Genomic DNA, 17,103 nt, shown 5'->3' on the forward strand with positions numbered 1-17,103 from the left:
TTTAGGCAGGAACAACTTGGGCAACCAATGAGCGTTTATCAAACGACTGGACTTTACCCACTTGAGCCAGAGCATTGACAATCCGTTGTAACAATTCTCCAGCCTGGTCACGATATTGATGTTCTCGACCCCGTAAGCGAATCACAAATTTTACGGAATCGCCTTTACTCAACCACCCAATAGCTTGTTCGATGCGTAAGTTATAATCAGCTACACCTACATTCGGACGCAGCCGAACTTCCTTTACCGTAGGTCTAGCACTATGTCCCTGACGCTTTTTCTTTTTATACTGAAGCTTACCGTAGTTAACAATCTTGGCTACTGGAGCATCCTTACCTTCGGAAACTAAGACTAGGTCAAGCTCTAGGCTCTGTGCCAGTTGTAGAGCCTCATTTGTGTCGATTAAACCACGGTTATTATTTTCATGGTCAATCAAGAAGACTTGAGGTGATTTAATTTGTGAGTTCATTAATTGCTTGTGGATTGCGATAATCATTTCCTCCTAACTATTCAATACTTTGTGAGTGCAACTAGTGCTAACTTAACACAAGACTAACAAGTAATTACGATTTCTTAATATAATGCTCTCTGAAATTTGTTCAATAATATGCCAAAAACGACTAGAAACTGGATTTCCGAAGTCGCTATAGCGCCTACCGATTAGACTGAAAGGATAATAGCTAAAGGCTAATAGCTAACTACTTGCAGCATAGGTCAATCCATATGTGTATTATTGTGTCGTTTTTTCTGGTTTGATGGGAAATATATCTTCACACCTTTTCTATTTCCAGTTACTTAATCCTTCAAAACCTCCAGCAGGAGAGTAATGCGCCTGAATCAATCGAACATTAACCTCAAGATATCTCAAAGATTAACGAGAATAAAATCATCTTTTTTTTAAATTTCCTCCCCAAAAGCGATCTGTTATGCCATAATGGAAAGCGAGAGTTAATTCGGTTAGCAGCGTTTGTTTTTAATATTGACAGGTTTTTGTTTTTCGTATTTACAAACTTTATCTCCGAAACTTAAATCTCTACACATTTATAATTTCGGAGACAATGTATGTCAGTTTATGTAGGCAATCTTTCCTATGACGTTACAGAAGATAGTCTTAACGCCGTATTTGCAGAGTATGGCTCTGTAAAGCGGGTTCAGCTACCTACTGACCGCGACACAGGACGTATGCGCGGTTTTGGTTTCGTTGAAATGGGTACAGATGCCGAAGAAACAGCAGCTATTGATGCCCTCAATGGTGCTGAATGGATGGGACGTGACCTAAAAGTAAATAAGGCGAAACCCAGAGAAGATAGAGGTTCGTTTGGTGGTAATCGCGGAAACAATAGCTTCCATAACCGCTACTAAGATTTGTAAATTTAGCTTTTCGGGCTAACTCATTAATCTAGTTAATTCGCAAATTATTTTTGCGCTTAATGACTCATGCAATCTTGCTTGAGTCATTTTGATGTAACATTTGGATGACAAATAAAAACACAAATTTAGAAGCATAAATTTAAATCAATTAGACTGGGAATATTCTCCTGCTTTTGCGCTTTATTTAATCCAAATTCTCTAGAAAATTTATTTTTTAACTTTGACAGAACCAAAAGCTTAACCTAAATTTGGCGAATTTTTAACTCTACCTTTGCTAACCCTTCCTTGTCTTAGTAAGAAGATTAGATAGCAACCTTGCTAAAAATCTGTAAATCGATAGATTTTTAGATATATACATAAATTGCGATCGCATTGCGTCTCTATAGGCATAGCTTTCCCTTTAGGGGTTAAAAAGTGCCGACAGTGTGACTAATTCTAATTTAAGGTGAGAATGAGTTAAATAAACCTTCTCAGTCGCTACTTACCCTATTCCCCTGTTTCCCCATCTCTGTGTCGGTTTTATCGTAATGATTTTAGACAAAGCTGATATAAGATATACAAAGATATAAAATCATCTCTCCATACATAACCTTCATAAAACTGAGTAATGACGGACTACTTCCGCACAAACATTGCAGCTATGTCTGCTTATATCCCTGGTGAACAGCCCAAACCCGGTAGCCAAATTATCAAACTCAACAGTAACGAAAACCCCTATCCTCCCTCGCCTGCGGTGTTGACAGTCTTGCAAAACTTTAATAGCGAATGGTTGCGACGCTATCCAAATGCCTATGGAGAGGATTTTCGTCAAGCAGCGAGTCAGGTTTTAGATATTCCTAGTGATTGGATTATTGTTGGTAATGGTAGCGATGAATTATTAAATGTCGTCATGCGCGCCTGTACGGAACCCGAACGCAAAGTAGCTTATCCGACACCAACCTATGTGCTGTATAGCACCTTAACGCAAATGCAATCTGCGGAACTGGTAGAAATTCCTTACGGAGAGAACTATGAGTTTCCCCTTGATGAATTAATTGCTACCAACGCTGATGTCACATTTATTGCAACGCCCAATAGCCCTTCCGGTCATGTAGTGTCAATCGATGAATTGCGGAAACTTGCCAGCAAATTATCTGGGGTTTTAGTCATTGATGAAGCCTATGTGGATTTTGCTCAAGAAAATGCTTTGAATTTAGTGCAGGAATTTGAAAATGTCATCTCAATACGTACTCTTTCCAAAGGTTATTCTTTAGCTGGTGTGCGTTTAGGTTTTGGGATTGCCAATCCGAACTTGCTGAGTGGATTATATAAAGTCAAAGATAGTTATAACATTGATGCGATCGCCATTGCTGTGGGAGTAGCGGCAATTAGTGACCAAGTATACAAAAATACTTGTGTAGCCAAGGTGAAAGTATCGCGGACAAAGTTAAGCATAGATTTACAGCAATTAGGTTTTCGTGTTTGGGATTCTCAGACAAATTTTTTATTAGTGCAACCTCCGCAAGCAAATGCAGAGTATCTCTATCAAAAATTGAAGGAACAAGGAATTTTGGTGCGCTATTTTCAGCAACCCGGATTAGATGATAAATTACGCATTACTATTGGCACTGATAAAGAAAATCAATTACTTATTAAAGCTTTATTTAATCTCATGAATTAGTAAAAACGAAATAAATGTGATTTATTGATGATTTCACATTTATCAAACCGAATATTTAATTAAACAGAGAAGTGAGCAAACCAATTATAGCTCCTCCGCCAACCAACCATGCAGAATTAACTTGACAACGAATTAATAATACTGCCGAAATAATGGCAATTATCACAGCTAAAAAATCCACAAATGGAGCTTTTGTTAAAGTTAAAGTCGCTATTCCCAATTGCAAAGTGACAACAACCATCAAAGCAACAGCACTAACATTAACCGAATCCAAAAATGCACTGGTCCATTTAGACGAACGTAAAAAAGGAATGAGAGGATTGAGAATTGCAGTAAAGAAAAATGATGGTAGGAAAATTCCCCCAGTCGCCACAATTGCCCCTGGGACACCAGCAATGACGTAGCCAATAAAAGTAGCAGTGGAAAGTACCGGACCTGGAGTAAACTGACCAATTGCGATCGCATCTAATAATTGCTGTTGCGTCAACCAACCATACTGTCCAACTAATTCCCCTTGTAGAAACGCTACTAATAAATAACCACCACCAAATAAAACGCTACCGACTTTCAGAAAAAACCACCATAATTGCCACAAGGTCACATTTACCGTTGATGCAGTCGTAACTGAAGTTGCAACTGCTGTAGTTGCTTGCCAAGTGGCACCTGCACCCAAACTGGCAATCAAGAAATTTGCGCTCTCACCTGGCAATTCACCAGTTTTACCAGTACGCAGCCAAATCATTCCCAACAATCCCCCAATTAATAGGGCAATTATTTCATTTAGCTTGAAAACCAAAACCAGTAACGCCACCCCAAAGGCAATTACCAACAACTGACGAGTTTTCACTGCCTTCTTTGTCAAACTCCAAAGAGCATTGAGGATAATTGCAAAAACTGCTGGTTTAATCCCATAAAGTAGAGGTGCAAACTGTGGCAAAGTGCTATAAGTGACATAAACCCAGGCAAATATACCTGTAATTAGCACCGCAGGGAAGATAAAACTGATACCTGCAACAATCAACCCCAGCCAACCCCCATAAACATATCCCACATGAATAGCCATTTCTGTAGAATTAGGTCCGGGAATTAAGTTAGTTGCACCTAATAAATCAAGAAAATGCTCCTGCGTCAGCCACCTACGGCGTTTGACAACCTCATCTTCAATCATGGCAATATGGGCAACTGGTCCCCCAAAGCCAATAAAACCTAATTTTAAAAAGAGTTTGGCAAGTTCGCCCAAACGATATGGCACTGATTTCTGCATGGGTGATTGATGACCTAAAATAATTTGTAACAGCGACGCTAATGACTAAATAATAAGTGATGTTTGCAAAATGAAAACATCGTTATTTGCAGATATTTAGGATTAAGGAGCCGTGTAAAAATAAATTGAACAATTTAATGTTGGTAGTGCGAGCATCTTGCTCGCGCGGGCAAGATGCCCGCACTACTTATTTTTACTTGATACCTAACTTTTCTCTCCCAATTTAAATACCAAATTTTTCAAGTAGAAATTGTTTGAGGTGGGGCTGTTCTAAACTAATACCAATTTCTGTTGCTTTTTGTGTGATTTCTTCAGCAGTAAAACCTTCTTGAATCGCAGAAGCAATTAAACCGATTCCACTAGCCCTCGCACCAGCAGCACAATGAATTAAAACAGGTTGCGGTAAATTCTCAATCTGCTTAATTGCTGCTTCTATTACTTTCTGATTTGCTTCTGAAGGCTTTAAGGGGATGTTAGCATATTCCAATCCGACATTTGCAGCTTGTTGCTGTTCATTCGCAATAAAACCAGGCTCATCAGGCGATCGCAAATTCAACACCGATTTGAAGCCCTCAGCAGCAGCTTGTTGTAACTGTTCTGCTGTTACTTGTCCAGTTGCACTCAGATTGTTACTAATCTTTTTGCGGTTTGACATAATTACCTTGCTTTATTTTTAGTTTGGTGAAAATTAGCATTTGGAATTAATTAGCAGAATTAACTAGAGAATTCGGAAGTAAATTTACTAGCACAATAGTAATCTCAAATTTTAATCTCTAATCTTATGGAGCCGGATTAGGATAACGAGTATGAACTACATCCAATTCTGCCAAAATCTCTTCATCTAGAACTACATCTATACTTTCCAAATTCTCTTTCAGTTGTTCTAAAGTTGTTGCACCAATAATTGTGCTACTCACAAACCAGCGACTTCGTACAAATGCTAAGGCAAGTTTTGCTGGTGTCAGATTATGTTTGTGAGCAATTTCTACATATGCAGCAACTGCATCATTTACATTAGGCTTATTGTAGCGTTGACCAAATCCTGCAAACAAACTAATTCTTGTCTTCTCTGGTTTCCCATGTAAATATTTGCCAGATAAGAAACCAAATGCCAAAGGACTATAAGCTAATAAACCAATATTTTCACGATAAGAAGCTTCCGCTAACGCCCAATCAAACATACGATTCAATAAATTATAGGCATTTTGAATCGATACAACTTTAGGTAATCCTAGCTGTTGGGAAATATGACTAAATGTAGTTATCCCCCAAGGAGTTTCATTACTTAAACCAACATAGCGAATCTTACCTGCCTTGATTAAATCTGCAAACACAGATAATTGTTCTGCGATCGCAACTGTCTCTCTTTCTTGATTCGGGTCAAATATTGCATTTCCAAACAAAGGAACGTAGCGATCGGGCCAGTGAATTTGGTATAGGTCAATGTAGTCTGTTTGTAATCTCTTCAGACTATCATCCACTGCCTGTTTGAGATTATTACGATCAATAGTATTAACTCCATCACGTACCCACTTCATATGCCGACCAGGACCAGCAATTTTTGTCGCTACAATCAATTTATCTCGTTGTTGCTGTTTTAACCATTCCCCAATATAAGCTTCTGTAAACCCATATGTCTCTGCACGGGGTGGAACTGGATACATTTCAGCAGCATCAAGAAAATTCACTCCCTGAGAAACTGCATAATCTAATTGTTGATGAGCTTCTTCGATAGTATTTTGATGCCCATAGGTCATTGTTCCCAAACAAATTTCCGAAACTTTGAGGTCACTATCTCCAAGTTGATTGTATTGCATAATTTTGTATTATTTTCTGTCTTAACTTGTTAGTTGTATTTGGAGTTAATTCTAGCATTAATGCAGTTTTCTAATTTTATAACCCCTTTTTCGCAAGCCAATACTCACAGAGTAAGCAAGCTCGATAATTACTTTTTGCGAAAGAATTTTCTAACCAAAATTGAGACTTCCATATAAAAATTGAAGTCCAATAAGGTAGGGCAATCAACTTTTCTTGAAATTGCAAGCCCGCTAGCTTACTCTATTAAAAAGTACGTCACAATCGAATTTAACTGTTTTTTTAGACAACCTTTATCCACCTATACCACAGTAAATCGATAAGTTAATGGTATTTAATGGTAAATAGTTTAATTTTATTTATCTACTGCTAATAAGCAAATATGTTTTATAAAATAAAAAAAATAAAATTTACTCCATATAACACTTGCATTAATTAGTTTTTTGTGCAATTCTGCTATTGCACCTACTAAAATACTACGCTATGTTGACCGCCTTATGGTGGTTCGTGTCAAAGTGTTGAAGATTTCAATGTTTTTCTAATTAGATTAGAACTGCAAATTATTAAATTCCCGTTCCTTGGAGAATCTCATAGCCCTAAATTGCACAGAATAATCTGGCAAGGAAAAATAACTTAATTTGGTTTGATAACACACACATCACTCTACGGAAGTGCCACAAGTCTTTTTGAATCCAAACAGTAGCACCTTGACCGAATGGGCTAGCTTTAAGCATTGCTTCCATTTCAGCCTTAAATTCTTGATCACCGTTGTTGCAAAGGATGTGAACAGGTTCAGCACCCATTTCCAACAAGAAACTGGTGACACTGATAATCAGGTCAGGATCGCCGTAGATAGCGAACTTCTTACCGTGAATCCACGCATAGGAGTCAGTCATCGCGTCAACTAAGCGACCACGTTCAATTTCCAACTCAGCAGGGATTGCTTTACCAGTCAATTCCGAAATAGTTGTCAAGAACTCGTCAGTACCTTTAACACCAAAGGGACGAACAACTTTGGTTGTTTGCTTCCAGGTTTTCTCGATATATTCGCGAGTTTTTTGGGTGGTGTAAGCTTGAAGACAAACAGTAGCCTTCCCGTTGATGGTATCAGCTACATCTTCAATTTTTGTACCACCTGGGTACATTTTGTATTCGCCATCGTTAGGTGCATCGAAGTAGTCGCTGGTGTCGGAAACGATGGTGTGTTCAACACCCATCAAACCAAGCATCCGCTTAACTTCACGGTTGTTACCTACATAGGTATCAAAACCAGAGATAACATTAATTTTACCGTTTGCTTTACCTTTCTTACCTTCAGTGAGGTTGGAAAGAATACCTTTCATCATATTGTCGTAGCCAGTGGTATGAGAACCAACAAAGCTAGGAGTATGAGCAAAAGGAACAGGTAAATCTTGGGGAATTGCACCAGCACCTTTAGCGTTGGTGATAAATGCTCCCAAATCATCTCCTATAACTTCCGCCATGCAGGTGGTGCAAACAGCAATCATTTTGGGTTTATAAAGTTTGTAAGAAACTTCCAAACCTTCAATCATGTTGTTCAAGCCACCGAATACAGCAGCATCTTCAGTCATCGAAGAAGAAACCGCAGAGCAAGGCTCTTTGTAGTGACGGCTGAGGTGTGTACGGAAGTAAGCAACACAACCTTGTGAACCTTGAACAAAGGGAAGAGTTCCTTCGATACCCAGTGCTGCGAACATCGCACCTACTGGTTGACAACCTTTAGCAGGGTTAACTGTTAAAGCTTCGCGAGCAAAGTTCTTTTCGCGGTATTCCCAAGATTTTGTCCACTCGGAAACACGTTCTACTTCAGCGTCACTGTGAGCGCCTTCAAAGTTATCACGTTTGTTCTTGAAGAGTTTGGTGTATTCTTCCTGCTTAAATAGGTCTAAGTGGTCAACAATTCTATCCGGATTCTGTGGCATTTCTTTATCTCTTGTGTAGCGTAATGGGTGAACGGGAAGTGAGGATTTAGGAATTATAAGTTAGGAATTAATATTTTCCTGGAGTTGGGGGAGTTAGGAGTTAGAGATAAGAAATTAGCTGTTAACTCTTAACTCCTCACTCCTAATTCTTAACTTACAAACCTAATCCTTTACTAATTAAGCAGCTTTCTTAGCAGCACCTTTTTTCCAAGGAGCGCCAATTAGGCTCCAGGTGGGGCTATTAAGTGCCAAATCCATGTCGCGAGCGAAGATTGCGAAACCGTCATAACCATGATAAGGACCGGAGTAATCCCTTTTCAGGTTTAATATTTTTCTGCTATTTAATGTTAGCACTTAACGTTTTTAAGTTTGAAATTGTTTAGAGATAACATAATTATTTTTAGTCTAAATATAGGCTAATACCACAGTGGTTTATCACAGTTAGAAATACTTATTAATTACGTGATGAATTATTCCGAATTATGTTATTCCTGATTTCTGGAATTATATCAATCAAGCATCTCAAGTTTGCGTTTTAGAAAGGATAGTATATGAAGTCTCGGAAATGAAAGCAAAACTATTACAGGAAGTAGAAAAAGTAAATCTGCGTTTAAAGTCTGCAAAGACAAAGGTGACAATTAGAGAATCAAATGGAAGTCTGCAATTAAGAGCAACGTTACCAATTAAACCCGGAGACAAGGATACCAATGGCACTGGAAGGAAGCAATATAATCTTAGTTTGAATATTCCTGCGAGTTTAGACGGTTTAAAAACTGCTGAGGAAGAAGCTTATGAGTTAGGTAAATTAATTGCTCGGAAAACCTTTGAATGGAACGATAAATATTTAGGGAATGAGGCAATAAAAAAAGATTTTCAATTAAACTTGAAAACAATAGGAGAGTTATTAGAAAAATTTGAAGAAGAGTATTTTAAAACCCATCAACGTACAGTAAAAAGTGAGCATACTTTCTTTTATTATTTCTCCCGTACCAAAAGATATACTAATCTTCAAGATTTAGCAACTGCTGAAAATCTGATCAATTCGATTACAAAAATCGATAAAGCATGGGCAAGATATAATGCAGCTAGAGCTATCTCTGCTTTTTGTGTCACCTTCAAAATTGAAGTAGATTTATCTACATACTCTAAAATACCTGAAAATAATTCCCGGAAGATACCCTCAGACACAGAAATATCCGCAGGAATAATCAAGTTTGAAGAATACCTCAATCACAGAGGTAATCAAGTTAATGAAGATGTCAAAAATAGCTGGCAGCTTTGGCGCTGGACTTATGGAATGTTAGCTGTTTTTGGTTTGCGTCCCAGGGAATTATTTATTAATCCTGATATTGATTGGTGGTTAAATTCCGAAAATATTGATTTAACTTGGAAAGTAGATAAAGATTGTAAGACAGGAGAAAGACAAGCATTGCCATTATATAAACAATGGATTGAAGAATTTGATTTGAGAAATCCCAAGTATTTAGAAATGTTGGCGGTGGCAATTAGTAAAAAAGATAAAAATAAACATGCAGAAATCACAGCATTAACACAGCGAGTTAGTTGGTGGTTTCGCAAAATTGGCTTAGATTTTAAACCCTACGATTTGCGTCATGCATGGGCAATTAGAGCGCATATTTTGGGAATTCCCATTAAGGCTGCGGCAGATAACTTGGGGCATAGTGTACAGGTGCATACCCAAACATATCAGCGTTGGTTCTCCTTAGATATGCGGAAGTTAGCGATTAACCAAGCCTTGAGTAAGCGAGATGAAGTTGAGTTAATCAGGGAAGAAAATGGGAAATTGCAAATGGAGAATGAGAGATTGAAGTTGGAGATTGAGAAATTGAAAATGGAGTTGCTTTATAAGCAGAGTTAAGCCAAAAAATCTCCAATTGCATCGGATGTTGATGTTATAGCACTAATTATATATGAAGAGTTCAGAAGACAAATAAATATAAATGCAATAACCTGTTACAAAATGTCTAATATGACCGAATGTAACAATAATGTCTTTGGCAAATTACTAACAGTTATAATACGTATAAATTTAGCAGCTAGACTTGAATGTTGCCTTCTGGTTGTCTTCAAAAGTGCGATATTTCCAAGAAATTGAAATAAGATTAGATAATATTAAGTGTGTTCTGTGTCATAAACTGTAGGCTCTTAAGCTTTGAATTTACACATTCCGATGGGCAAGGATGTCTATCTCATGAGGATATTGATTAAATTCCATTGTGTAAATGAAAGTTGCTTTCAGTTTACTTAGTCGCACCCCAGCTAATGAAGGCTTCTGTGCTTGGTGTTCATATCTACGTGAGACAAGTATACTTCACCGTTAGTCTACTTAGACTATTGGTGAGGATATATTCAGAAAATTATTAGTAGATATTGGGTGTTGCATAAATGCGGGATGAATTTGCGGTTAAAAGTCTTAAAAAAATAGGTTCAAAATCCCAGGAAATTATCCCATGACTTAGTAATGCCATATTGAATACTAAGTAATACTGCTGACTCTAAATTAGTGTAAATTTGGAGACGGAAGAATGTTGAAAAATCTTAATAGATCGAGATGGTTGATTTTGGCTGTTTTAGGTAGTTTTCTAGTCAGTATTAGTGCTTTTGCCCAAGTACCTCCCACACAAGGAGTAACTCAAAGACAATTAGGAAATGCAACAGCTAAATTAAGTCAGATTGAAACCCTATTTGCCAAAGTAGAGAACACAAAAGTAGCTACTTTTAGAGACTCTGAAGAAGTTGAACAGGCAGCATTGGCATATGCAGAAGCAATGAAGGCTGGTTTGGATGATGCCCTCAAAAATGCCGAGACTTTAGCAAAGACGCAAGGCAAGAAGGGTAGCATCACTCCTCTAGATACATTTGAAAAAGCTGAGAAAGCCAATCAGCCACGGTTACAAAAAATTGAAGCCAGGGCAAATGCGCTCGATAACCAAATCAAAGCAGGAAATATCAAAGTTGATCGAACAATCATCCAAAAGTTAACAGTTCCAGAACGGCGAGAGTTGCTAGATTCTCTACAACCAGCAGTACGAGAAACTTATATTCGAGAACAACCAGCATTGTTCAAACCAGTTCTTAATGCACCTCGAAAAAACCTCAAATCTCTCAATGAGGAAAATACACAGAATAAAGTAGCTAAAGTTTCTGATATGGTGCCAAATGTCAACAATATGTTGATACCTTCTACATACGCAGCAGCAGGAGTACCGTGCATTCGTTTAGCCATCTCAAAACAATGGACTAAATTGGCTGCTTGTGTAGCAAATGCCGGGTCACAAGCTAAAAGTATATATAATCAGTTTCGTAGCTGTTGGAATAATACAAGGAGACCTTTGAGATGGTTGAAAAGAGCGCGTTGTGTCGCGAGATTAATCGCTAGGCTGGCTTAACTTCAACTTTCTTTGACTCTGTTTTCGCAATTCATACGATCGCTCCTTAAAACTTAATAGTGAACTAATTCCCAAAAAAGGCGATCGCAATTATTCTCATCCAATAAAAAATCCCGATCGCACTACATTGACGCGATCAGGATTTTTTGGTAGAAATTATGATGTCAAATACATGACATCATAACTGAGTTATTCTACTTAGCCGCAGCCGCTTCCCGTTCTTTAGTTTCCTTAATGACTGTCTCTGCTACGTTAGTAGGACATGGTGCATAATGGGAAAATTCCATCGAGAACTGACCGCGACCAGAGGTCATGGTGCGTAGGTCGCCGATGTAACCAAACATTTCACTCAGGGGTACGTCTGCTTTAATACGAGCGCCCGTAGGTGTTGTTTCTTGAGATTTGATGATCCCGCGACGACGGTTTAAGTCACCGATCGCATCTCCCATATAATCTTCTGGTGTGAACACATCGACTTTCATGATGGGTTCGAGTAACTGGGGTGCTGCTTTGGGTAAGGATTGACGGTAAGCTGATCTCGCCGCAATTTCAAAGGCGATCGCAGAGGAGTCAACTGGGTGGAAACCACCATCAACCAAGGTAATTTTTAAATCGACGCAGGGGAATCCAGCTAATACACCCTTACCGATGCTTTGCTCGAAACCTTTTTGGACTGCGGGCCAGTATTCTCTGGGTACGCTACCACCTGTGATTTTTGTCTCGAACTGGAAGCCGCTTCCAGGTTCGCCTGGTTCGATGATATAGTCAATTTTTGCGTATTGACCGGAACCACCGGATTGTTTCTTGTGGACGTAACCATCTTCGAGGCGTTTGGTGACAGACTCGCGGTAAGCTACTTGGGGTTTACCAACTTCCACTTCCACACCGTGGGTGCGTCGGAGAATATCAACTTTAATGTCTAGGTGTAACTCGCCCATCCCTTTAATGATGGTTTCGCCGCTTTCGGGATCGGTTTCCACCCGGAATGATGGGTCTTCCTGTACCATTTTACCGAGGGCTACACCCATTTTCTCGGAAGTACCTTTTTTGACAGGTGTCACCGAGATGGAGATAACTGGCTCTGGGAACACCATTGGTTCCAAGGTGGCGGGTTTTTTTACGTCGCAAAGCGTATGTCCGGTTTGGACGTTTTTCATGCCGACAATGGCGACGATATCCCCTGCTTGAGCGGAGTCAATTTCTTGGCGATCGTTAGCGTGCATTTCTACCAAACGGCTAATCCGCTCAGTTTTGCCTGTAGCGGTATTGAGAACCGTATCACCTTTATTTAATACACCTGAATAAATTCGGGTAAAGGTAAGGGCACCAAAGCGATCGTCCATAATTTTAAATGCTAGCGCTCGCAATGGTCTTTCTGGATCAACGATCGCAAATTCGCCGGTTTCATTACCTTCCAAATCGACTTCTGGCTGGGGCTTAACTTCCATGGGGTTTGGTAGATAGTCAACAACAGCGTCGAGAACTAACTGCACACCCTTATTTTTAAACGAAGAACCGCAATATGTGGGGAAGAAAGCGAGGTTAATAGTACCCTTGCGAACACAACTCTTAATTTCTTCGATGGAAAGTTCTTCACCTTCTAAGTATTTTTCCATCAATGCATCGTCCTGTTCCACAGCTGTCTCAATTAGCTGTTCGCGGTACAATTCGACATCATCCTTCATCTCCGGCGGAATCTCTTTGATTTGATAATTCATTGGGTCGCCAGAATCATCCCATACCCACGCTTTCCGGGTGAGCAAATCAACTACGCCAGTAAAATCATTCTCCGTACCAATGGGTAGCACCATCACCAACGGTTTAGCTGCCAGGATATCATTAATTTGCTTGACAACGCGGTAGAAATCTGCGCCAACCCGGTCGAGTTTATTAATATAAATGACGCGGGCAACCTTGGAGTCATTGGCGTAGCGCCAGTTGGTTTCCGACTGAGGTTCCACACCACCTGAAGCGCAAAATACACCGATCCCGCCATCCAAAACCTTGAGAGAACGATAAACCTCAATGGTAAAATCTACGTGTCCAGGAGTATCAATAATATTGAATTGGTGGTCGTTCCAAAAGCAACTCGTTGCGGCGGATTGAATTGTGATACCTCGCTCTTGCTCCTGTTCCATGAAGTCCGTTGTTGCCGCACCTTCATGTACCTCACCGATTTTGTGGATTTTTCCGGTGAGTTTGAGGATTCGTTCTGTTGTAGTGGTTTTACCAGCATCTACGTGAGCAAAGATACCGATATTTCGATAACGAGTGAGGTCTTTCATGTTTGATGTTTAACTAACTGCTAGAAACCGTTGGCGTTCGCGTAGCGCTTCCCCTGGGGAAGATCGCCCTAAAATGGCACTATATGGAATTAATCAATATTGCCTTCTTAGCCAGCAAGGGCTGGATTTTCATAACCTAGAACACCAGAAGTTATCCTTGATGTTCTTGGCAAACTTAATAATTGTTAAATAATTATAAGTTAACCCGCGTTCGACAGGTTGATTCAGGTGAAAAAAAGCCTGAACTTTAATTGTAGACAGAAATAATCATTATTTTGAGCGGGAGGGGAACTATTACGTCTCGATTAAGTTAGCACAGATTTGGGACAATGGAGACATTTTGTGGTATGTGAGGCAGATAGGTTCCTCGGTACTTCAGCAGAAATAATTAGGGAATGTTGTTTCGTTGACTTAGTTCAGTCAATAGCTTTACTTCGGGCTAGTAGTCTACCAAGGGAATTTGCAGGGACAAAAATCCCCGCGCCAATCTCAACCCGCCAATTCTGGGTTTGCGAACTACTAGTACAGTACGGCGGAAATGAAGCAACCATTCTCAAATGACAAAAAGCTTCTGAAATAAGCTTTATTCCTTCTGCCTTCTGCCTTCTTACTTCTGCCTTCACGTACTAGTCTAATAAAATTGAAATGTAAAAAGTTTTTTAATTTACAGATTAGCTGCAATCTCAATTTCAATTATGCTGAAAACCTATATATAATCAGCGTTTGATATTAATAGTTCTCAATAAACATTGTGATTGCAGAACCAAACAAAAATTATTTAGGCTAAAAATTAGCTCTTGATTTCTATGAGCGCCAGAAATCTTTTTGCAGCGCAGTTTTAAGCCGCATAATCAAGCTCGGAGTAATCCCAAGAATGCATTTGACGGAAAGGCAAACCCATCTTCTGGATATAATGTGGTAATCAAAATATGGATTCAGCTATACGCAAAAACAGTCAACATCGAGTTTAGCTATGGAGCGCAATATTTTTGGTGTTCATACTTATTCAATTACCATCACGGGATAGAGTCAGAGAAGGAAAATTAATGATAGTTTGAGATGATGAAAAGTTTATCTCAATCCCCGATAGTGAATAACTCAGTATTAATTTCCCTGACTCTTACCGCGTCTATAGTTCTATCGCCAATTAGCATTGGTGGTGGTACTGCCCAAGGTTCAACCCAAGCTATTAAAACGTCTTCATTTAACCTCAGTTCCCAAAAATGGCAAAACCGCGTGCTACTAGTGTTTGCGCCGTCTGTTAACAACCGTACCTATCAACAGCAGATGCAATTATTTAACCAGCACCAAAACGGTTTTACAGACAGAGATTTAGTTCTGGTTCAGGTTTTGGCAACAGATAAAAGCTATGCCAACAGACAGTTAATAGATAAGTCTTCTGCTGCTAATTTGCGAAATCGTTTTGGAGTTGACAAAGAAAATTTTCGCGTTATTTTGGTAGGCAAAGATGGTGGTGTTAAGCGCAGTGATGCTACACCAGTACAAGCAACAGCAATATTTGAGCAAATTGACGCTATGCCCATGCGCCAACAAGAAATGCAACAGCGAGGTAGAAAGTAGCTATTATGATTGTTGTTCATCATCTTAACAACTCGCGCGCGATCGCGTTTGAAATTTTTAATTTCTAGGCATTAATTACACTTGGATAAAGGACATTTGCTCGCATTATCTCTGTCCGAGGGCTTTTTGTACAAACACTCGTATCGCACTCCCACCTCAAACCAAATCCGTCAAAATATCAGTCATCGCCTTCTGCAACTTCTGCCGATTATCGTCAGTTTGGGGATGGCGGCTAAACCTCTGCGTTGCCCTTCCGACCTCCAATTTGGGTAATATTTTAAGCACTATTACTTATTGACAAATTATTGATGAGCTTAACTTGTCACTAATGATTATGAGGTTGAGATTCTTGACTGTTTCCAAAAGTTAGGAATTTATTGGTAATGTTACATTTGGAGATATATAAGCCTCATATCGCCACCCAACATTTTAAAGATGGTATCTACTTTCCCCAGCCTGAATACAATTGATTTATCCCGCATTCGCCTCACGATTCGCAATCTTCAACCCCAACTAGTCGAATGGCGACGCAGACTCCACCAAAAACCCGAATTAGGCTTTCAAGAAAAGCTGACATCACAATTTATTGCAGAAAAACTCCAAGAATGGGGTATCGAACATCAAACAGGTATTGCCCAAACTGGAATAGTCGCAATTATCAAAGGTAAAAAAACTGGTGAGCAAAAAGTCATGGCAATTCGCGCTGATATGGACGCATTGCCGATTCAAGAACTCAACGAAGTCCCCTATAAATCGCAACATGACGGGTTGATGCACGCTTGTGGACATGACGGGCATACCGCGATCGCATTAGGTACAGTTTACTATCTCCACCAACATCGCCACAATTTTTCCGGTACTGTTAAAGTTATTTTCCAACCTGCTGAAGAAAGTCCTGGTGGTGCGAAACCCATGATTGCAGCCGGAGTTCTCAAAAACCCAGATGTTGATGCGATTATTGGACTGCACCTATGGAATAATTTACCATTGGGTGCGATCGGTGTTCGTCCTGGCGCATTAATGGCAGCAGTTGAATGCTTTGATTGTACTATTTTCGGTAAAGGTGGACATGGTGCTATGCCTCACCAAACAGTTGATTCGGTGGTTGTTGCGGCTCAAGTAGTGAATGCATTACAAACAATTGTTTCCCGTAATGTCAACCCCATAGATTCAGCTGTTGTCACCGTTGGTGAACTTCATGCTGGAACCAAGCGCAATGTTATCCCTGATACCGCGAGAATGAGCGCTACAGTCAGGTATTTTAATCCCGAATTGACAGGCTTTTTCCAAGAAAAAATTCGACAAGTTATTAGTGGAGTTTGTCAAAGCGCCGGTGCAAAATATGACCTAAAATACTGGTCTTTGTATCCCGCAGTGATTAACGATGTGGGGATAGCTGAACTTGTTCGTTCGATAGCTGAGGAAGTTGTCGAGACACCTTTGGGTGTGGTTCCTGAATGTCAAACAATGGGTGCGGAGGATATGTCGTTTTTCCTGCAAGAAGTCCCTGGTTGTTACTTCTTTTTAGGTTCTGCCAATCCCAGTAAAGATTTAGCCTATCCTCATCATCACCCTCGCTTTGATTTTGATGAAACAGCTTTGGGTATGGGTGTGGAAATGTTTGTTCGCTGCGTCGAAAAATATTTGGGTGGTGCTGATTAATCTAGTGTTGGAGAAACTTGCTTTTTTGAAGGTTATTAAAGTTTCTCCACAATCTACCAACATAAGCTGATGTGCAGCTAAATTGTATAAGACGAAAATGTCAAATGACTGT

General features: G+C 39.6%; 13 protein-coding genes. 7 read left to right on the top strand and 6 right to left on the bottom strand.

Annotated features, from left to right (window positions below):
- Position 1: 1 nt before the first annotated feature.
- Positions 2-469 (bottom strand): translation initiation factor IF-3, encoded by a 468-nt coding sequence (gene infC / locus VB733_RS18550; RefSeq protein ID WP_323341541.1) that lies wholly within the window; start codon positions 467-469, stop codon positions 2-4.
- Positions 470-1,062: 593 nt separating this feature from the next.
- On the opposite strand from infC, the gene VB733_RS18555 reads away from it, so the two are divergent.
- Both VB733_RS18555 and hisC read left to right on the top strand, forming a co-directional pair.
- Positions 1,063-1,362 (top strand): RNA-binding protein, encoded by a 300-nt coding sequence (locus VB733_RS18555; RefSeq protein WP_323341542.1) that lies wholly within the window; start codon positions 1,063-1,065, stop codon positions 1,360-1,362.
- A gap of 616 nt (positions 1,363-1,978) precedes the next feature.
- The gene (gene hisC, locus VB733_RS18560) at positions 1,979-3,031 is read left to right on the top strand and encodes a histidinol-phosphate transaminase (protein ID WP_323341543.1); all 1,053 of its coding nucleotides are present in this window, start codon (positions 1,979-1,981) and stop codon (positions 3,029-3,031) included.
- Between the two features lie 55 nt (positions 3,032-3,086).
- Here the strand turns inward: hisC and chrA are convergent, their stop codons facing one another.
- The 4 genes from chrA to nifK all read right to left on the bottom strand — a co-directional run bounded on the left by chrA (position 3,087) and on the right by nifK (position 8,053).
- Positions 3,087-4,295, bottom strand: a complete 1,209-nt coding sequence (gene chrA / locus VB733_RS18565; protein WP_323341544.1) for a chromate efflux transporter — start codon at positions 4,293-4,295, stop codon at positions 3,087-3,089.
- 223 nt (positions 4,296-4,518) lie between these two features.
- Entirely contained in the window at positions 4,519-4,950 is a 432-nt protein-coding gene (locus VB733_RS18570) for a beta-lactamase hydrolase domain-containing protein (RefSeq protein ID WP_323341545.1), read from the bottom strand.
- 124 nt (positions 4,951-5,074) lie between these two features.
- Positions 5,075-6,112 carry an NADP(H)-dependent aldo-keto reductase gene (locus VB733_RS18575; protein ID WP_323341546.1) on the bottom strand — a complete coding sequence of 346 codons (1,038 nt, stop codon included), beginning with the start codon at positions 6,110-6,112 and terminating at the stop codon, positions 5,075-5,077.
- Between the two features lie 594 nt (positions 6,113-6,706).
- Positions 6,707-8,053 (bottom strand): nitrogenase molybdenum-iron protein subunit beta, encoded by a 1,347-nt coding sequence (gene nifK, locus VB733_RS18580; RefSeq protein ID WP_323341547.1) that lies wholly within the window; start codon positions 8,051-8,053, stop codon positions 6,707-6,709.
- A 565-nt stretch (positions 8,054-8,618) separates the two neighbouring features.
- On the opposite strand from nifK, the gene VB733_RS18585 reads away from it, so the two are divergent.
- Together VB733_RS18585 and VB733_RS18590 are read left to right on the top strand one after the other, a co-directional pair.
- Positions 8,619-9,932: a site-specific integrase gene (locus VB733_RS18585; protein WP_323341548.1), complete on the top strand. Its 1,314-nt coding sequence runs from the start codon at positions 8,619-8,621 to the stop codon at positions 9,930-9,932.
- Between the two features lie 667 nt (positions 9,933-10,599).
- On the top strand, positions 10,600-11,463 hold the full coding sequence (locus VB733_RS18590) for a hypothetical protein (RefSeq protein WP_323341549.1): 864 nt from the start codon (positions 10,600-10,602) through the stop codon (positions 11,461-11,463).
- A gap of 194 nt (positions 11,464-11,657) precedes the next feature.
- Here VB733_RS18590 and fusA read toward each other — a convergent pair whose 3' ends face one another.
- Positions 11,658-13,748, bottom strand: a complete 2,091-nt coding sequence (gene fusA, locus VB733_RS18595; protein ID WP_323341550.1) for an elongation factor G — start codon at positions 13,746-13,748, stop codon at positions 11,658-11,660.
- A gap of 1,059 nt (positions 13,749-14,807) precedes the next feature.
- Here fusA and VB733_RS18600 point away from each other — a divergent pair.
- The 3 genes from VB733_RS18600 (at position 14,808) to VB733_RS18610 (ending at position 16,991) form a co-directional block, all read left to right on the top strand.
- Positions 14,808-15,329 carry a DUF4174 domain-containing protein gene (locus VB733_RS18600; protein WP_323341551.1) on the top strand — a complete coding sequence of 174 codons (522 nt, stop codon included), beginning with the start codon at positions 14,808-14,810 and terminating at the stop codon, positions 15,327-15,329.
- Positions 15,330-15,455: 126 nt separating this feature from the next.
- Positions 15,456-15,602, top strand: coding sequence for a hypothetical protein (locus VB733_RS18605; protein WP_323341552.1), 147 nt, complete (start codon positions 15,456-15,458; stop codon positions 15,600-15,602).
- Between the two features lie 162 nt (positions 15,603-15,764).
- Positions 15,765-16,991, top strand: a complete 1,227-nt coding sequence (locus tag VB733_RS18610; protein ID WP_323341553.1) for a M20 family metallopeptidase — start codon at positions 15,765-15,767, stop codon at positions 16,989-16,991.
- Positions 16,992-17,103: the final 112 nt, after the last annotated feature.

The sequence above is a fragment of the Calothrix sp. UHCC 0171 genome (assembly GCF_034931845.1).
Classification (GTDB): domain Bacteria; phylum Cyanobacteriota; class Cyanobacteriia; order Cyanobacteriales; family Nostocaceae; genus Brunnivagina.

Excerpts from the sequence above, each read along its gene's own strand:
- infC (WP_323341541.1), bottom strand. The coding sequence starts at position 469 with ATGAACTCACAAATTAAATCACCTCAAGTCTTCTTGATTGACCATGAA.
- VB733_RS18555 (WP_323341542.1), top strand. The coding sequence starts at position 1,063 with ATGTCAGTTTATGTAGGCAATCTTTCCTATGACGTTACAGAAGATAGT.
- hisC (WP_323341543.1), top strand. The coding sequence starts at position 1,979 with ATGACGGACTACTTCCGCACAAACATTGCAGCTATGTCTGCTTATATC.
- chrA (WP_323341544.1), bottom strand. The coding sequence starts at position 4,295 with ATGCAGAAATCAGTGCCATATCGTTTGGGCGAACTTGCCAAACTCTTT.
- VB733_RS18570 (WP_323341545.1), bottom strand. The coding sequence starts at position 4,950 with ATGTCAAACCGCAAAAAGATTAGTAACAATCTGAGTGCAACTGGACAA.
- VB733_RS18575 (WP_323341546.1), bottom strand. The coding sequence starts at position 6,112 with ATGCAATACAATCAACTTGGAGATAGTGACCTCAAAGTTTCGGAAATT.
- nifK (WP_323341547.1), bottom strand. The coding sequence starts at position 8,053 with ATGCCACAGAATCCGGATAGAATTGTTGACCACTTAGACCTATTTAAG.
- VB733_RS18585 (WP_323341548.1), top strand. The coding sequence starts at position 8,619 with ATGAAAGCAAAACTATTACAGGAAGTAGAAAAAGTAAATCTGCGTTTA.
- VB733_RS18590 (WP_323341549.1), top strand. The coding sequence starts at position 10,600 with ATGTTGAAAAATCTTAATAGATCGAGATGGTTGATTTTGGCTGTTTTA.
- fusA (WP_323341550.1), bottom strand. The coding sequence starts at position 13,748 with ATGAAAGACCTCACTCGTTATCGAAATATCGGTATCTTTGCTCACGTA.
- VB733_RS18600 (WP_323341551.1), top strand. The coding sequence starts at position 14,808 with ATGATGAAAAGTTTATCTCAATCCCCGATAGTGAATAACTCAGTATTA.
- VB733_RS18610 (WP_323341553.1), top strand. The coding sequence starts at position 15,765 with ATGGTATCTACTTTCCCCAGCCTGAATACAATTGATTTATCCCGCATT.